Origin of the sequence: Dactylosporangium sp. NPDC050688 (assembly GCF_040654515.1) — a bacterium.
Lineage (GTDB): Bacteria > Actinomycetota > Actinomycetes > Mycobacteriales > Micromonosporaceae > Dactylosporangium.
Genome location: NZ_JBFAIC010000124.1, coordinates 1 through 15,449 on the forward strand (window position 1 = coordinate 1; position 15,449 = coordinate 15,449).

11 protein-coding genes are annotated in these 15,449 nt (G+C 71.6%); 3 read left to right on the top strand and 8 right to left on the bottom strand.

Annotated elements, in window-relative coordinates:
• Nucleotides 1-103 precede the first annotated feature (103 nt).
• Nucleotides 104-1,534, top strand: a complete 1,431-nt coding sequence (locus AB0H83_RS50130; RefSeq protein ID WP_360110553.1) for a PLP-dependent aminotransferase family protein — start codon at nt 104-106, stop codon at nt 1,532-1,534.
• 106 nt (nt 1,535-1,640) lie between these two features.
• Nucleotides 1,641-4,214 (top strand): BTAD domain-containing putative transcriptional regulator, encoded by a 2,574-nt coding sequence (locus tag AB0H83_RS50135; protein WP_360110556.1) that lies wholly within the window; start codon nt 1,641-1,643, stop codon nt 4,212-4,214.
• 241 nt (nt 4,215-4,455) lie between these two features.
• Here the strand turns inward: AB0H83_RS50135 and AB0H83_RS50140 are convergent, their stop codons facing one another.
• The gene (locus AB0H83_RS50140; RefSeq protein ID WP_360110559.1) at nt 4,456-5,481 is read right to left on the bottom strand and encodes an integrase; all 1,026 of its coding nucleotides are present in this window, start codon (nt 5,479-5,481) and stop codon (nt 4,456-4,458) included.
• Nucleotides 5,482-5,601: 120 nt separating this feature from the next.
• Nucleotides 5,602-6,927, bottom strand: a complete 1,326-nt coding sequence (locus AB0H83_RS50145) for a hypothetical protein (RefSeq protein ID WP_360110562.1) — start codon at nt 6,925-6,927, stop codon at nt 5,602-5,604.
• A 93-nt stretch (nt 6,928-7,020) separates the two neighbouring features.
• Here AB0H83_RS50145 and AB0H83_RS50150 point away from each other — a divergent pair, with 93 nt between their 5' ends.
• Nucleotides 7,021-7,617 (top strand): hypothetical protein, encoded by a 597-nt coding sequence (locus AB0H83_RS50150; protein WP_360110565.1) that lies wholly within the window; start codon nt 7,021-7,023, stop codon nt 7,615-7,617.
• 19 nt (nt 7,618-7,636) lie between these two features.
• Here the strand turns inward: AB0H83_RS50150 and AB0H83_RS50155 are convergent, their stop codons facing one another.
• The 6 genes from AB0H83_RS50155 to AB0H83_RS50180 form a co-directional block, all read right to left on the bottom strand.
• The gene (locus AB0H83_RS50155; protein ID WP_360110568.1) at nt 7,637-8,470 is read right to left on the bottom strand and encodes a class I SAM-dependent methyltransferase; all 834 of its coding nucleotides are present in this window, start codon (nt 8,468-8,470) and stop codon (nt 7,637-7,639) included.
• 62 nt (nt 8,471-8,532) lie between these two features.
• A complete protein-coding gene (locus AB0H83_RS50160) occupies nt 8,533-9,357 on the bottom strand; it encodes a methyltransferase domain-containing protein (protein ID WP_360110570.1) in 825 nt (274 codons plus the stop codon).
• A gap of 8 nt (nt 9,358-9,365) precedes the next feature.
• Nucleotides 9,366-10,694 carry a hypothetical protein gene (locus AB0H83_RS50165; RefSeq protein WP_360110573.1) on the bottom strand — a complete coding sequence of 443 codons (1,329 nt, stop codon included), beginning with the start codon at nt 10,692-10,694 and terminating at the stop codon, nt 9,366-9,368.
• A 46-nt stretch (nt 10,695-10,740) separates the two neighbouring features.
• A complete protein-coding gene (locus AB0H83_RS50170; RefSeq protein WP_360110576.1) occupies nt 10,741-13,284 on the bottom strand; it encodes a lantibiotic dehydratase in 2,544 nt (847 codons plus the stop codon).
• Nucleotides 13,281-14,630, bottom strand: a complete 1,350-nt coding sequence (locus tag AB0H83_RS50175; protein WP_360110579.1) for an MFS transporter — start codon at nt 14,628-14,630, stop codon at nt 13,281-13,283. Before AB0H83_RS50175 ends, AB0H83_RS50170 begins: the two co-directional genes overlap by 4 nt.
• Nucleotides 14,631-14,634: 4 nt before the next feature.
• Nucleotides 14,635-15,132: a YbaK/EbsC family protein gene (locus AB0H83_RS50180; protein WP_360110581.1), complete on the bottom strand. Its 498-nt coding sequence runs from the start codon at nt 15,130-15,132 to the stop codon at nt 14,635-14,637.
• Between the last annotated feature and the right edge of the window lie 317 nt (nt 15,133-15,449).

Genomic DNA, 15,449 nt, shown 5'->3' on the forward strand with positions numbered 1-15,449 from the left:
GCTTGGCCCGCGACGCGAGCGTCACCGGGGACTCCTTGTTGGCCAGGTCGCTGCGCAGCCGCTCCTCGTCCCGGCCGCCAGGCACGCACACTACTGTGTGGGCGTGGACGTCCACGTAAGCCTGGTGGGCCGGGAGGATCTGGCTGGGCAGATCTACCAGCAGATCCGGGCCGCGATCCTGGCCGGACGGCTCGGCGCCGGCGCGCCGCTGCCATCGACCCGCGAACTGGCGAGCCGGCTGGCGGTCGCCCGCAACACGGTCAGTTCCGCCTACGACCGGCTGACCGCGGAGGGTTTCCTCAGCAGCCGGGCCGGGGTCGGCACCTACGTCAGTGTGAGCGCGGCACAGCTCGACCCGCCGGCGCTTGCCGAGTTCACCGACGAGCCGGTGCCCCGGCCACGGGCGTGGTGGGACGCGGTGCCGCGGCCGCCGGACCTGTCCGCCCGGCCCGCCGAGTTCGACTTCCGGCCAGGGATGCCCGACGCAGGTCTGTTTCCGTACGCCACCTGGCGGGCGCTGCTCGCCGGCGAAGTGCGCGGTTCGGCCACCCGGACCAGCGCGTACGGTGAGCCGGCCGGCCATCCGGCGTTGCGGGCCGCGATCGCCCGGCACGTCGGGCTGTCCCGGGCCGTGACGGCAACCGCCGATGCGGTGCTGGTCACCGGCGGTGCCCAGCAGGCGGTCGACCTGATCGGCCGGGTGCTGCTGGAACCGGGTGACACCGTGGCGGTGGAGGACCCCGGCTATCCGCCGCCGCGCCTGGCCTTCACGTCGCTCGGCGCGAACGTCGTCGCAGTGCCGGTCGACAGTGAAGGGCTCGTCGTTGACGCGCTGCCGGCTCGTGCCCGGCTGGTTTACGTGACTCCGTCCCACCAGTTCCCGCTGGGGCATCCGATGTCACTGGCCCGCCGGCTGGCGCTGCTGGCCTGGGCCCGGCGCAGTGGCGCTGTCATCATCGAAGACGACTACGACAGCGAATTCCGGTACACCGGCCGGCCCCTCGAGCCGTTGCACAACCTGGATCAGGGCCGCCGGGTCGTCTACATCGGATCATTCTCCAAGATACTGCTGCCGACGCTGCGACTGGGTTTCTGCGTCGCCCCGCCATCGCTGCAGAACGCGCTGCGCACGGCGAAGTTCCTGGCCGACTGGCACTCGCCGGGGCCGATCCAGTCGGCACTGGCGACCTTCATCGACCGGGGACTGCTGGCCCGGCACGTGCGCCGGATGCGTCGTATCTACCAGGGACGCCGGGAACGGCTGCTGGCCTGCCTGAGCCGGGACTTCACCGGCCGGTTGGCGCCGATCGACGCACCCGCCGGCCTGCATCTGACCGCCTGGCTGCATCCGGCCGTACCAGGAGCGGACCGTGACCTGGTCCGTGCCGCGGCGGCAGCCGGCTTCCGCGTCAGCGCACTGTCGAACTACGCCGTTGCCGAACCACCACCGCAGGGCATCGTGTTCGGCTACGGACTGGTCGAGGTGGACCGGATCGATGAAGGACTGGCCCGGTTGCGTCAGATGTTCGATTGAGACAGGGACGTGACTGGCCCGGTCCAGGACCGCGGTTTCTGGCCCTACACACCCACCGCCGCCGTTCGTAGGCTCGATGGCGGCAACTGCACGGGGGTGGTGTCAATTGAAGATCCGGGTGTTGGGTCCGCTGGAACTGCACGTCACGACAGGCCCGTTGTCGTTGGGGGCGCCGAAGCAACGGCTACTACTGGCGTTGCTGCTGTTCCGCGGCGACATGGTGGTGCCGGTCGCACACATCGTCGACGAGCTCTGGGGCGACGAGCCACCGCAGTCGGCGGAGTCGAACGTCCGGCTCTACGCCGGTAACCTGCGTCGGCTGCTCGCCGCGTGGCCGGATGCGCCGTCGATGCTCCGGCGGGGCAGCGGATACCAGCTGGCGGTAGCGGACGCGGAGTTCGACCTCCGGCAGTTCCGCGAGCTGGTCACAGGCGGCCGGGAATCGTTGCAGCGTAACGATTTCCGGGCAGCGGCGGATCAGCTGCAGCAAGGTCTCGGGCTTTGGCGGGGACCCGCCGTCGCCGACCTTCCGTGCGGCAGGCTGCTGACCGGATGGCGGCACGCGCTGGCCGAGGAACGGATGTCCGCAGCCGAGGACCATGCGGAGGCACTGCTCGGCCTGGACCAGCCCGATCAGGTCCTCACCGACGTCGGCGAGGTCGTGGCCGGCGCCCCCTGGCGCGAACACGCGCAATCACTGCTGATGCGCGCCCGCTACCAGGCCGGCGACATCGCGGGCGCGCTCGCCGCTTACGACACTGCGCGACGGTACTTCGTTGACGAGCTCGGGATCGAACCCGCCGCCGAGCTGGTCAGGCTCCAAAAGGCGATCCTCAACCGGGATCCGGCATTGACTCCGCCCCGGCCCGCTGCCTTCCTGGCGGCTTCCAGCCCCGCTGCCAGCCCCGCCACACCCGTGCCGCGGCAACTGCCGGCCGACGTGGTGGGCTTCGCGGGACGAACCGTCCTGCTCGGCTGTCAGGACGAGCTGCTCGCACGCCAGGCCCGCAGCGGCGCACTTCCTGCGGTGCCGGTCGAGCCGCTCAGGCCGGCCGGCGCAGGTGCCCGGGTATCGGTCATCACCGGGCCGGCCGGCATCGGCAAGACTGCGTTCGCGTTGCACTGGGCACACCGCGCGAGCCGCGAGTTCCCAGACGGCCAGTTGTACGTGAACCTCAAAGGGTTCGACCCGGCGCTCCCGCCGGTCGCTCCCGCCGCTGCGTTGCACCGGTTCCTGGAGGCATTCGGGGTACCTTCCGCGCGGATCCCGGCCGACGTTGATGCGCGGGCAGCGCTGTTCCGCACCGTGCTGGCAGGGCGGCGGGTGTTGGTGGTACTTGACAACGCCCGGGATGCCGAGCAGGTGCGGCCGATGCTACCCGGGACGCCGGGCTGCTCGACGGTGGTCACCAGCCGCGACCGTCTCGACGGGCTGGTGGCGATCGAGGGCGCGTTGCCGATCCCACTGGACATGTTGAGCCCGGCCGAGTCCCGCGAGCTGCTGACCCACCGGTTGGGCGAGAGCCGGATGGCGGCCGAACCGGAGGCGGTGGCGCAGCTGCTCACAGGGTGTGCCGGACTGCCATTGGCGCTGACGATCGTGGCAGCCCGCGCGGCGACCCATCCGGAGTTCACGCTGGCCGCACTGGCTGCCGAACTGCGAGACGTCCGGGCCCGCCTCGATGTGTTCACCGTCGGTGCCTCCGGCGGCGACATGCGCGACGTACTGTCCTGGTCGTACCGGCGGCTCAGTCCGGCGGCGGCGCGGCTACTGCGGCTGCTCGGGTCGCACGCCGGACCGGAGACGACAGCGCCCGCGGCGGCAAGCCTGGCCGGTGTACCCGTCGCCGAGGTCCGACCACTGCTGGCCGAACTCACCCGGCTGCACCTGCTCACCGAGCCCGCCCCCGGCCGGCACGGTTTCCACGATCTGATCCGCGCGTACGCCGGTGATCTGGCCGCGGGTGAAGGCCCGTCTGCCGACAACGCGACCGCCCAGCGGCGACTGCTCGACCACTACAGCCGCACCGCCCGTACCGCCACCGAACGGCTGGCCCCGCGGCAGGAGAGGTTCGCGCTGGCCGAGCCCGAACCAGGTGCCGGTCCAGAGGACATGCAGGATGCCGCCACGGCACTGGCGTGGTTCTCCGCCGAGGAACACGTGCTGTTGGCCGCCGTCCAGCAGGCGACCGAGGCCGGGCTCGACGCCTACACCTTCGAGATCGCCTGGGCGCTGGCGGACTTCAGCAACCGGTGCGGCCACTGGGAAACCCTCATCACCACGCAGCGGCTCGCGACCGAGGCTGCCCGCCGACTGGGTAACCGCTCTGCCCGCGCCTGCGCGCACCGCTACCTGGCGGTGGCGTACGCCGGCCAGTCCCGCCACGACGAGGCGCTTGCCGAAGCAGTGCAGGCCGCGGCGCTCGCCTGCTATCGGCCGGCACTCGACCTGTTCGCCGACCTCGGAGACCGCGTGCACGAGGCGATCGTCAGCAACCACCTCGGCGACGCCCACCTTGCCGCCGGTGATCCCGCCGCTGCATCCACCACGTGGCGCCGCGCCCTGAACCTGATGACCGAATTGGACGTGCCGGGAGCCGACGAGGTACGGGCCAAGCTTCACCGCCTCGGAATCGACCAGCGACCACCGTTCACCCCCGGCTGCAACAAGAGGGTCTGAGTCGAAATTGGTTGCCCGTGTCCGAAACGAATGCTGCTGTCGAGGCGCCATCCGTTCACGTCATCGACCCGGTCGGCGCTCGTCGTGCCCCGGCAGGGCGGCTCGATGCCGGGCAGTGCCCGCTGATCGGACCGTGCGGTTGCCGAAAACTTCATCCGTGCAGGTCACGCGGCATGTTCGTATTCGTGGAGGACGCCGCCAAGGCGATCGCGTCTTCGGATGTCGAGGCTGTCGAGGCGGGTCAGCCTGTCCGGGTCCAGGGCCGGTACGGGTGACAGATGCATCGGACGGGTGTTCGTGATGCCCTGATGCGGACGGTGCCCGTATAGAACTGTTCGAACTTCCGTAGGGCGTGTAGCAGGTGCGGCCGGTTCCAGAGCAACGTGCGGTCCAGCAGTTCGCGTCGGCAGGTCTGCACCCACCGTTCCATGATCGAGTTCATCCGAGGCATCCGAACCCCACTGAGCACGACCTCGATGCCGGCATCGCGCAGGATCGTGTCGAACAGGGCGGGGAACTTGCCGTCCCGGTCCCGGATCAGCAACCGTGCCCGGCAGCCGGCGTCTTCGAGGTCCATGACGAGGTTCCTTGCCGTCTGCACCACCCACCCGGCGCTGGGGTGTTCGGTGGCGCCGAGGATGCGGATTCGGCGGCTGGCGTGCTCGATCACGGCGAACACGTACATCCGTGCCCCGGTCAGGGTGATCGTTTCCAGGAAGTCGCAGGCCAGCAAGGCGTCGGCTTGGGAGCGTAGGAAGTCGGCCCAGGTCGTGGCCGTTCGGTCGGGTGCTGGGTCGATGCCGGCGTCGTGCAGGATCTCCCAGACCGTGGAGGCGGCGACCTTGATGCCGGGCACGACCAGTTCGCCGTGCACCCGGCGGTAGCCCCAGCTGGGGTTCTCCCGGGTCAGGCGTAGCACCAGGACGCGGATCGAGTGCACGGTGCGCGGTCGGCCAGGGCGCTTGGGTCGGGACCGGGCGGCGTGACGTCGGTTGAACAGGTCGCGGTGCCAGCGCAGGACCGTGTCGGGGCGCACCAGCAGCCGCACGTTACGTAGCACGCCGAGCGGAAGCCGATGGAGCAGCGCAGCCAGCAGCGCCCGGTCGCTGGGGTGAAATGGTGGCTTCTGGGAGCCGAGTTGCCGCTGCAACACGCTGATCTGGTGGCGCAACGCGAGGATCTCCGCGTCCTTGTCCCGGTTGCTCATCGGCAGTAGGCGCAGCATGGCGAACGCGTTGGTCACGCCGAGGTAGGCCAGTCGCAGCACGGCTGACATCATGCCGTGGCGATCCCCAGCCGCGCGTTCGCAGCGTACGGATCGGAGTCGAGCACGACGACTGTACGCGGGCCTTCACCAGGGCGGATGAGGTTTTCGGCAGGCGCAGGGTCAGTTCCGTGGCTCGCTGGCGACTGCCGCAATCGCCTCCTCGACCCGGCCCGCGCGGATCAACGCCTTCGCCAACAGCATGCGCTGCCATCCTTCGGCGGCCGGGCTGAGCATCGCGATGGCCTCGTCCGGTGGGCCGTGGTCGGTCAGCAGTGCGGCCAGGCGTTCGCGGGCGTACCCGCTGCCCACCTCGGGATCCGTTCGCAGCTCGGCGATCGCCTGCTCGTAACGACCACATTCGACCAACGCCTCGATCCATTCCAGGCGCACTTTGACCGGGTCCGGCCAGACCTCGGCGACGACCTCGGCCACAGCGGCCCGTGCCTCGTCCAGGCGGTCGTGCTCGATCAGCAGCACGCACAGCGGGCGCAGCAGGGACGGCTTCGCGACGGCCGCCGTCCGCAGCACGGTGACCGCCTCGTCGACCCGACCGTGCCGGGCCAGCAGGTCGGCCAGAAGGAACGGCTCGTCCTGGCGGACAACCCGCCCCAGTTCCGCCGCCGCGGCGTAGTGGGGCAGGCCGTGCTGCTCATGCATGCGGCGTACCCGTGCCGCGCGGGGCGCCAGCACCGCCACCGCGTCGTCGATGCGGCCCTGTTCCTCGTGCCAGCGGGCGAGTCGATGCGCGCCGTACCTGCGTCCGTTGCGGTCATCACCGGCGGCGTACTGCGCGAGCGCCGCGGGGTCGTGGCGGGCGAGCAGATCGGCCAGGTGTTCGGCGTCCGCGACGTCGTACGAGCCTTCGCGAAGGCTGTCGGACACCGCGGCGATCGCCTCCTCCAGCCGGCCGTCGCGTTCCAGCACGGAGGCCAGCAGGCTCTCCAGGCCGAGCCGCCCGGCGTCGATCCGCGCCCGCAGCAGCTCGATCACCTCGTCGTCGCGGCCCAGGCCGCGGGTCAGTTCGACCGGCACGTCGACCGGGTACATGTAGTCATCGAGGCCCTGCCGCAGCATGGCGAGCACGTCGTCGGCACGGCCCTGTCGGATCAGCAGCGTCCCGAGGCGTTCCACGGCCTCGAGCTGGCCCTCGTCGGCGTACGGGCGCAGCATCACCATCGCCGCGTCGACGTCGCCGGACTCCGCGAGGTACCCGGCGTAGTCGTCCACGACCCGCGCTGCCCAGTCCGTACCGACGAATGGGCGCAGCAACATCAGGGCTGCCGCCGGGGGCTCGCCGCGGGCCCGCAGCAGCCGTGCCAGCGCTTCGGCGCACTCGTAGTCGCCGTCTTCGGCCTCGCGGCGCAGCAGGTCCAGGTGTCCGTGCTCCGCGAGCAGCCGCACGACCATTCGCGGTAGCCCGTCCCGTGGGGATTTGGCAGCGTCCATGGGAGGCACCTTAACCTCGCGCCGCGAAGCGCCCGGCGGCGTCGGTGCGGTGGTCCGGCTCGCGAGCAGTCGGGACGGCGGTACCCTCGGCCGGTGCCCGACGATGCGGTGGTGCTGCAGCTGCTGGCGGAGACGCCGGACCTCTCCGGCATCCTCCGGGAGCTGGTCGACTTCGACGTCGAGGACCTGGCCTATGCCGGTGCCTTCGCGGCCCGGTTGTCGTCGGGTGAGAGCCTGCAGGCGATCGCCGTGGACGGAACCGGGGGACGGTACTTTCTCGTGGGCGCGCCGACGCCGGCGCGGCGCGTGCTGTACGCGACGTCGGAAGGCAGCGCCGGGCTGGTCGGGTCGAGCCTGGCGGGTGCACTGGCGACGATGGTGGCCGTACCGAACTGGCGTGACCTGCTCGGATTCTCCGGCGGCGGTCGGCTGGACGAGATGCGCCGGGCGCGGTCCTGGCTCGCCGACGGTGAGCAGCGGTGGTATCCCGACCTCGACGAGCTCCAGGTCGCGCTGGCCACCGGGTTGGGTCTCGTGCTGCCGGACGATCCGGTGCTCGCCTTGTGGGAGGCGGTCAGCGCGACCGATCCGGACGTCGACTTCATCGACGACGACGACGCCGAGGCGACGCCCTGGGACTCGCTGTTCGGTGTCTGGACGATCGAACGGCTGACGCCCCGGTCGGGGTGAGCGGGTGTGCGGATCCTGTTCACTCGCAGACGCAGAGTTGCAGCGGTGAGTCTCCGCCGAACGGCCGACGCGTCCAGTCGCCGAAGCGCTCGGCGAGCCGAAGGCCGCCGAGCGCGAGGAGCAGCGGCAGCTCCTGCGGGAAGATGCTCCTGATGTGCAGCGGGGCGACCACGAAGTCGGGCTCGGCGTCGGTCGAGAGGTACCACGTCCCGCGGGTCACCTGCGCGGGCGCATCGTAGGTGTCGGAGACGTCCACGCTGACGTTGCCGCGATCAGGATCCGTGAACGACAACGACTCCCGGGTCCGCCGTACGCCGTCGGCTCCGGCGAGGAAGTGCACGTCCGGGTTGAACACGTCGAAGGCGAACCGTGCTCCGGGCGCGAGGTGTCGCCGCACCGCCCGGAAGCAGCTCACCAGGTCCTCAGCGGCATGCAGGTGCAGCAGGGAATTGGCCGCGATGAACACGAAGTCGAAGGTGCGCCCCAGATCGAAGGCCCGCATGTCGCCCTGTATCCATTCCACCGCGACGCCGCGCTCGTCCGCCTTGCGCCGCGCCTCAGCCAGCATGTCCGGCGAGAAGTCCAGGCCGACACACGGACGCCCGTCGGAAGCGATGGGGATCAGCTTGTGCCCCGTGCCGCACCCGAGCTCCAACACGCTGCCGCCTTGCCGATCTGCTTCGACCCGGTAGAAGTCGGCTCCGGGTCCGCCGCCCGGGAACATCAGGTCGTACAGCCTCGCGTGCGAGTAGAGCCCTTCGCTCATCAAGCACCGTCCTACCGACGCCACCCCTACCCACACACCAAACGTTGCAGTCAGTTTCGGCGGGGACGGCGCACGGGTCAAGGACATCGGCTGGCCACGCATCGTCCACCCGCCCCGTACGGGCGGTGCTGTACGGGGCGGGGCGGACGCTACGGGCGGACGGGCTTGCGACCCCACGCCTGGAACAGGGTGGCGTGCAGGACGATGGTGTCCGGCCGGCTGAGGTGTTCGCGGAGCTCGCCGATGATGTCGTCGAGCTCCGCGGCGGCGGTGAGCCCGTGCTCCAGCAGTGCGGGCCGGCACAGCTCTGCCCGGTCGGCCAGGAGCAGCCGGTATGCGTCGCCCTCCTGGAAGACCCGGGCGACGGCGTCCACGCCGAGGTCGGTGAGGCCGCGCCGGCGGAGCATGCCCGGCAGGCGGCGCCCGAGCCGGACGTCCATGCCGTTGGTCCGCCACAGCTGGTCGACGAGCGACTTGATGCGGTCCCACGCCGGGTGGGGCGGCTCGCAGATCCGCGACACCCAGTCGACGTCCTGCACCGCCACGGTGCCGCCGGGGCGGACCAGGGCGACCATCTCGTCGAGGACCGCGTCGGCGTCCGGCACGTTCATGAGCACCAGCCTGGTGTGCGCGAGGTCGAACGAGTCGCGGGGCAGGCCGGTGGCGGCCGCGTCGGCGGTCAGCAGCTTGACGTTGGCGAGGCCGCGCTCGGCTGCGGTCTGCGCGGCCAGGTCCAGCATGCGCGGTTCGGCGTCGAGACCGACGACGGTGCCGGTCGGGCCGACGCGGTCGGCGAGGAGGTCCATGACGCCGAGCGGGCCGCAGCCGATGTCGATCGCGCGTCCGCCGGGCGGCAGTTCGCAGCGGTCGAGCAGCCGCTGGGCCTCCGGGCGGAACATCTCGCCCTGCATGAGCATGCGCTGCCGTTCGCTGGTGTCGGCGCCGAGCAGGTATGTGGGCGTCGTGGTGGTCATGGTGGCTCCTAACGGTTGGCGGCGACGGCGATGTTCTGGGCGGCGCCGTGGCGTTCGACGCTGACGACACCGTCGGCGCCGTCCGGGAAGTAGCGGGCGAGGCAGCCGGCCGGCTGCCCGCCGATGACGAACGGGCCGAGGACGGGCGCGACCTGGTCGGTGGCGACGGCGCCGGTGTCGTAGCGGACGGTCATCGGGAACCGCAGCGACTCGACGCGCTCCTGCACGACCCACTCGCCGGAGGTGACGGCCTCGGTGATGGCGGCCGCCCATTCGGCGGTTGTGGCGTCGCGGCCCATGAGGACCTGCTCGCCTTTCATGCCGGTGGCGCCCTTGAGCAGGAACCGCTCCTGCCGGGCGTGCAGCAGCTCGGGCAGGGCGTGGCGGCTGCCGTCGTAGGTCACCTCGCGGTCGCCGACGATGCGGGTCCACGGCAGGTAGCGTTCCAGCAGCTCCCGGTCGGCGTCGTTCATCCCGGGCTGGCCTTCGGAGGCGACGCCGAGGAGCTTCTTGTTGTACAGCAGCGACGACGTCTCCGACGAGACCAGCTGGCAGCCCGCCTCGATGGCCGTGCCGACCGGTGACCAGTCGACGCCGAGCTCGCTCCACTCCTGGACGGTGAAGTGCCGAAGGCCGATGGGGTACCGCAGCCGCCCACCGGGCTCGAAGATCCCGTCGAGCAGGTCGGACGGCTCGAAGAAGGCCGCGTCCATGCCGCGCCGGCGCAGGTGGTCCACCTCGGCGTCGAAGTACCGCGTGCTCGACACGCCGCGGACGAGGTCGGCGACGCTGCCCATGAGCACCACGGCGCGGGCGGTGCCCTCCCGGGCGGCCATCGCCTCGAACATGTCGGCGCGGGCCTCGAACGGACGGTAGGCGAACAGCCCGCGCCCGGCGTAGATGTCGTCGACCCACGCGTCGGCGAGCAGTTGGGTCTGCACCGCGGCGCCGACCCCGCCGCCGGCGTTGTACTCGATGAACTTGATGCCGTCGGGGGTGACGAAGGCGTCCGGGCGGGCGATGCTGGCCGCGTAGCGCCATTCCCACGCCTCGTCCGCGACGAACAGCGGCGTGGTCGCCGGGTCGATGCCGAGCGCCGCGAGCCGCTCGTCGCGGTCCCGGCCGAGCCGCCGCGCGACCCGCACGAGCGCGTCGAGGACGGCACCGGCCGCGGTGTGCAGCTCGGTGTACACGCCGGCGGGCAGCAGCACCGGGTGCAGCGAGATCGGCTTCGGCGGGAACGGTACGTCGCGCATGCCCCACAGCAGGCGGTCCCGGACGGCGTCGGGCTCGCCGTGGACGAACGACGTCAGGTCGGAGGCGGATGTCAACGTCATGACGCTACGGTGGCAAGCCGGGCTGCAGCCGAGGTGTAGCCGCGGTTTAGGGCGCCGGGGCGGCGAAGACCGCGTAGCGGATCTCGCTCGTGCGGCCGCCGTTGCCGTCGTCGAGCCACAGTTCGTCCGGTGTCGGCAGCATCTCGCTCACCGTGATCGTCGCATCCGCGGGCAGGCCGCCGGCCATGCGGGTCAGCTGCCGCACGAGCAGCGGGGCGTCAAGGTCGCAGTAGATCGGCTTCGGTTCGCCGGGGCAGCGCAGGAAGACGTGCCGGGGCAGGCCGACGGCAGCGCGCATGCGCTGCACCTGTTCGAACGCGCCGGGCTCGGCGGCGAGGTCCTTCGCCGCGAGCGGGGCGGCCGGCACGCGCCAGAGCTCGCGTTGCAGTACCACGTCACCCACCTCGATGCGGGGGAGGTGGGTGCGCCCGGCGCCCTCGACGGCCGCGCCGTCGGTGTCGGTCGGGAAGCCGAAGACGGCGAAGGGGTTCATGCGCAGCATCGGCCACGCGTGCGGCGGCACGACGAGGCGCAGTGCCCCGCCCCCGGGTGCGAGCAGCCGCAGCCGGTCGCCGTCGTGGGCGACCGTGAGCTCGCCGAGCCGCAGCCGGGCGCCGGCCGGGCGGGGTGAACGGTCGTGCGCCTCGATGTCCACGCAGTCCAGCTCGATGCGGGGGAACGTCTTGTTGAGGTGGTGCTGGGTGACGTCGGCGAGCTGCTCACCCGGTGCGAGCAGCGTGTGGTACCGGCGCAGCACCTCGTCGCGGTAGTCCGGGAACGCCTGCTCGACGAAGGGGGCGATCGACCCGTGGCTGAGGTGGTCGTCCATCGCGTGCAGGTCGCCGATCACCAGCCGCAGCCGGCCTGCCGCGAGGTCGGCGCGGGAGCGCGCGGCCACCATGAGGTCAGGGTTGCAGATGGCGGGTTCGGCGATGCCGTGCCGGCGCACGAGGTCCTCGACGGTGCCGCGGTCGACCCGGTGCACGTGGTGCCCGGCGTCGTGCGGGGGCAGCAGCGCCGACTCCATGGCGGCGCCGATGCGCGCGACCCGCCGCTCGATCTCCTCGAAGCGTGGGCCGAGCGTGCCGAGGTCGGCGAGGAAGGCCGAGAGGTACCGCGGCACGGGCACCGGCCCGGACCCGAACCGCCCGGCGAACCAGCCGGCCAGCGCGGTGTGCTGCAGCCGCAGCCGCCAGCGGGGGCGCAGCAGGAACATGTCGTAGAGCAGGGCCAGCTCGCCGCTCATCCGCGCGACGACCGGCGCGCCGACGGTGAGCCCGTCGGGCAGGCAGCGGCAGTGCTCGTGGAACACGCTCCGGTCGCTGTAGAAGCCGCTCATCGCGCGCACCGGCGGCTGCCCGGTCGCCTCGGTGAAGGTCCGTTTCAGTGCCGTGAGGGCGGCGGGCCGTTCGGCGGCGGGGGAGTCCTGCAGGGTGGTCACGGCGGCGCGCAGCGCGTCGCAGAGCGCCTGTGCGGGATGCCCGGCGCGCAGCCCGGCGATGAGGTCGCGCAGTGCGCCGATCGCGTCCTCGGCGCCGTAGGGCAGTTCGGGGCGCACGTGCACGGCGCCCTTGTCGGCCAGCTGCTGCAGGGTGGCCCACACGTCAACCGGTGCCAGGGCCGCGGACATGGCGGCGACGTCGGTGTCGCCGTCGCACCGGGCGAACACCGCCAGTTCGGCGTCGCTGAGCTCGACGGGTTGCCGGACCCGGGTCGCTGCCTGCACGTCGGTGAGGATCAGGTGCTGGTCGAGGACCGCGACCTCGACGGTACGTCCGTCGCGGTGCGCGCCGGGTGCTTGCCGGGGGCGCAGGCGCTGGCGGACCTCGAGGTCGTCGAAGATGCTCTCGGCGATCGCGTCGGCGGCCCAGCGCGACAGCATCGTGTGGCGGCGCAGCCCGGTCGGCGCCCAGTCGACGCCGGTCCGCGCCGGGTCGAGCCGGGCGGTCGCCAGCGGCCCGAAGTGGCTGGTGGTGTCGTTCTTGCCGCAGACGCGCTGCAGGTAGCGGACCAGGGTCGCGAGGTTGTTGCGGTCGGACTTGGTCAGGGCGCGGGTCGGGTCGAACTTGTCCAGCCAGGACATGAAGCGGGGGTGTGCGTCCTCGTTGGAGACCAGCAGCATGTCGCGCAGCGCGGGCGTGGCACGGAAGCGTTCGATCACGGCCGCGCCGGTGGCCTGGCACGCTGCGGTGTAGGCGTCGTGCAGGGCCGTCTCGGCCGCGGTGTGCTCGTCGAGCGTCGCTTCGAGGCGGGGCAGCAGTGCGGCGAAGGGGGCGCTCGGCTGTTCGGTGCGGCTGGTGTACGGGCGGCGGCGGTGCAGGGCGCGCAGCACGCCTCGGTCGGCGGCGTTGGCGACGGCGGCGCGCAGGACGGGATCGCCGGCGCGGGCGGCGAGCTCCTCGAGCCGCTCGGCGGCGCGGCGGCGGCGGTCGGCGGCGGCGGTCACGGCCGGCTCGGCGAGGTCGTCGAGCCAGCGGAAGGGGAACCCGGCGAGTCGCAGCACGGCGACGGAGGCCGGTTCCCACGGCAGCGGGACCGGCGTCGGTTGCCGTGCTGCGGTCGGCGGCGCGGCGGGGACCTGGATGCTCACACGCTGTCCTTTCGCTCGGTATCACCGGCGACCGGCGCGGCGCCGGCCGTTGCGCGCGCCGCCGTCGCGGGCGTGACTACTGCGGGCGCGGCGGTTACGGCGTCGGCGGTTACGGGCGTGCCTGTCGCGGGTGTGGCGGCTGCGGGTGTGGCGGCGACGCGGTCGGGGTTGCGCAGCGCCCAGCGCGTCAGTGGGCCGGTGGGGACGACGGACAGCGCGAGGATGGCGCCCAGCAGCACCCAGCCGGTGCTGCCCAGACCGGTCACCAACATGGTCACCACGGCCGGGCCGACGGCGACCGCGATCGCCTCGCTGCTGGCCTGCACGCCCTGGTACTGGCCCTCCGCGTCGCGCAGCATCAGGCCCAGCGACAGCGACCAGCGCGACGCCACGTAGTAGAGCTCGCCGACGACGTGCACGCAGACGCCGGCAACGATGACGATGGTCGCCACCAGGGCCGAGGTCGGCCAGGCGGCCAGCGCGAACACCAGGCAGCACATGCCGAGCGCGGCGCCGGACAGCCGGGCCGAGCGCACCGCCTTGGCGATGTCGCCCTTGTCCTTGCTCACCTGCACCTGGAACGCGGCGATGAGGATCGAGCTCAGGGCGACCGCGAGCGCCGCGGCCCAGGCCCCCGTAGCGGTGTGCCCGATGATCCACAGCGGGAGGCCGCTGGACAGGATCGACCAGCAGAACGCCAGGACGGCGGTGGACATCATGATCGTGACGTACGGCATGTCGCGGATCGCCTGGGTGTTGCCGCGGCGGCGTTCGGCCGGTACGGCCGGTACGTGCGGCACCCGTACCGTGATCCCGGCGGTGACGAGGAAGGTGACGGCGTTCGCCAGCACCGCCACCACGAAGATCCACTTGGTGTCGACGCTGAGGACGACGGCGCCGATGCCGGCACCGGCGGCGTAGGCGATGTGCTGCACCACCCGCGACTGGGCCAGCACCCGCATGCGTTTGTCGGCCGGGATCAGCCCGTAGACGAGCGCCACCCGGATGCCGGCACCGGAGCTCTGCACCGCGGTGAAGCAGATCGTGACCAGCAGCAGCGACCAGAACCCGCCGACGAGCAGGTACATGCCCATCGCCAGGCCGCGCAGCACGATGACGACGCCGAGCACCTCGCGTGGGCCGTGCCGGTCGGCGAGAACGCCGGCCGGGGTGGCGGCGAGCAGCCCGACGGCGCCGCCGATACCCACCGCCAGGCCCATGCTCTCGGCGGGAATGCCCTGGATGCGGGTGAAGAAGATGGCCCAGATGGTGAACCAGAGTCCGTCGCCGAGGCCGTTCACGGCCTGGGCCGCCTGCAGCCGCAGGACGATCGCGCGATACGTCACCGGCTCAGTCCCCGGTCGACGCGGCCACGGCCCCCACGCGAGGTCGGCTCACTCTCAGATAGTCCTCGGTGCGCAGGGCGAGGGACCGGTCCAGGACGCCGGCGTTGAAGTAGATCTCGTCGTGGCCGGTCAGGCCGTGGTCGACGACGAGGTCCAATTCCGGGTGGAACGTGAACGGCGGGATGGCGCCCGAGACGCAGCCGGTGAGCCGCTCGGCGACGTCGGCCGGTGCGACGGCGGCGTTGCGGGAGCCGTAGAGGTCGCGCACCGCTGCGATGTCGACCCGCCGGTCACCCGGTACGACGACGAGCACGTACCGGCGCGTCTTGCCGGTCTTCAGCCGCAGGACCAGGCATTTCGCGGCGGCGCCGAGCGGATGTCCACGCAGTCTGGAGGCCGCTTCCGTGCGGCCCTCGGGCAGATGGTCGATGATGCGGTAGTGGGCGGACTCGCGGTCGAGCAGCGCGGTCAGCGGCTCGGGTTCGGTCGTTGTCGGCCTCATTGATTTCACTATGCCGCTTCTGCGCCGGTGCCGCTTCCGACCAATGAAACATGCACTACGACTTTGGTAACAGTGATACCGTCCGCCTTCGTAATGAATCAGCCGTCCGGACGATTGTCGACTTTCGATGTGATGCTCCCCGCCATACAGTCGGGGCGACGCAAATCTTGTGCGTCGACGCCTCACTCATTGGGAGCCGCATCGTGCGCTTTCTCGTTCTCGGCCTCGATCCGTCAGAGCGGTTTAGTCCCTCATAAGTGATTCGGCTTGCCCGGTTTGTCCCGTGGTGTGGGGTGCCGGGCTGGCACGTGTCGCCG

What these genes read in the sequence shown, in the direction of transcription:
- AB0H83_RS50155 (WP_360110568.1), bottom strand. Translation starts at nt 8,470, where the DNA reads ATGTCCTTGACCCGTGCGCCGTCCCCGCCGAAACTGACTGCAACGTTT.
- AB0H83_RS50160 (WP_360110570.1), bottom strand. Translation starts at nt 9,357, where the DNA reads ATGACCACCACGACGCCCACATACCTGCTCGGCGCCGACACCAGCGAA.
- AB0H83_RS50180 (WP_360110581.1), bottom strand. Translation starts at nt 15,132, where the DNA reads ATGAGGCCGACAACGACCGAACCCGAGCCGCTGACCGCGCTGCTCGAC.
- AB0H83_RS50145 (WP_360110562.1), bottom strand. Translation starts at nt 6,927, where the DNA reads ATGGACGCTGCCAAATCCCCACGGGACGGGCTACCGCGAATGGTCGTG.
- AB0H83_RS50165 (WP_360110573.1), bottom strand. Translation starts at nt 10,694, where the DNA reads ATGACGTTGACATCCGCCTCCGACCTGACGTCGTTCGTCCACGGCGAG.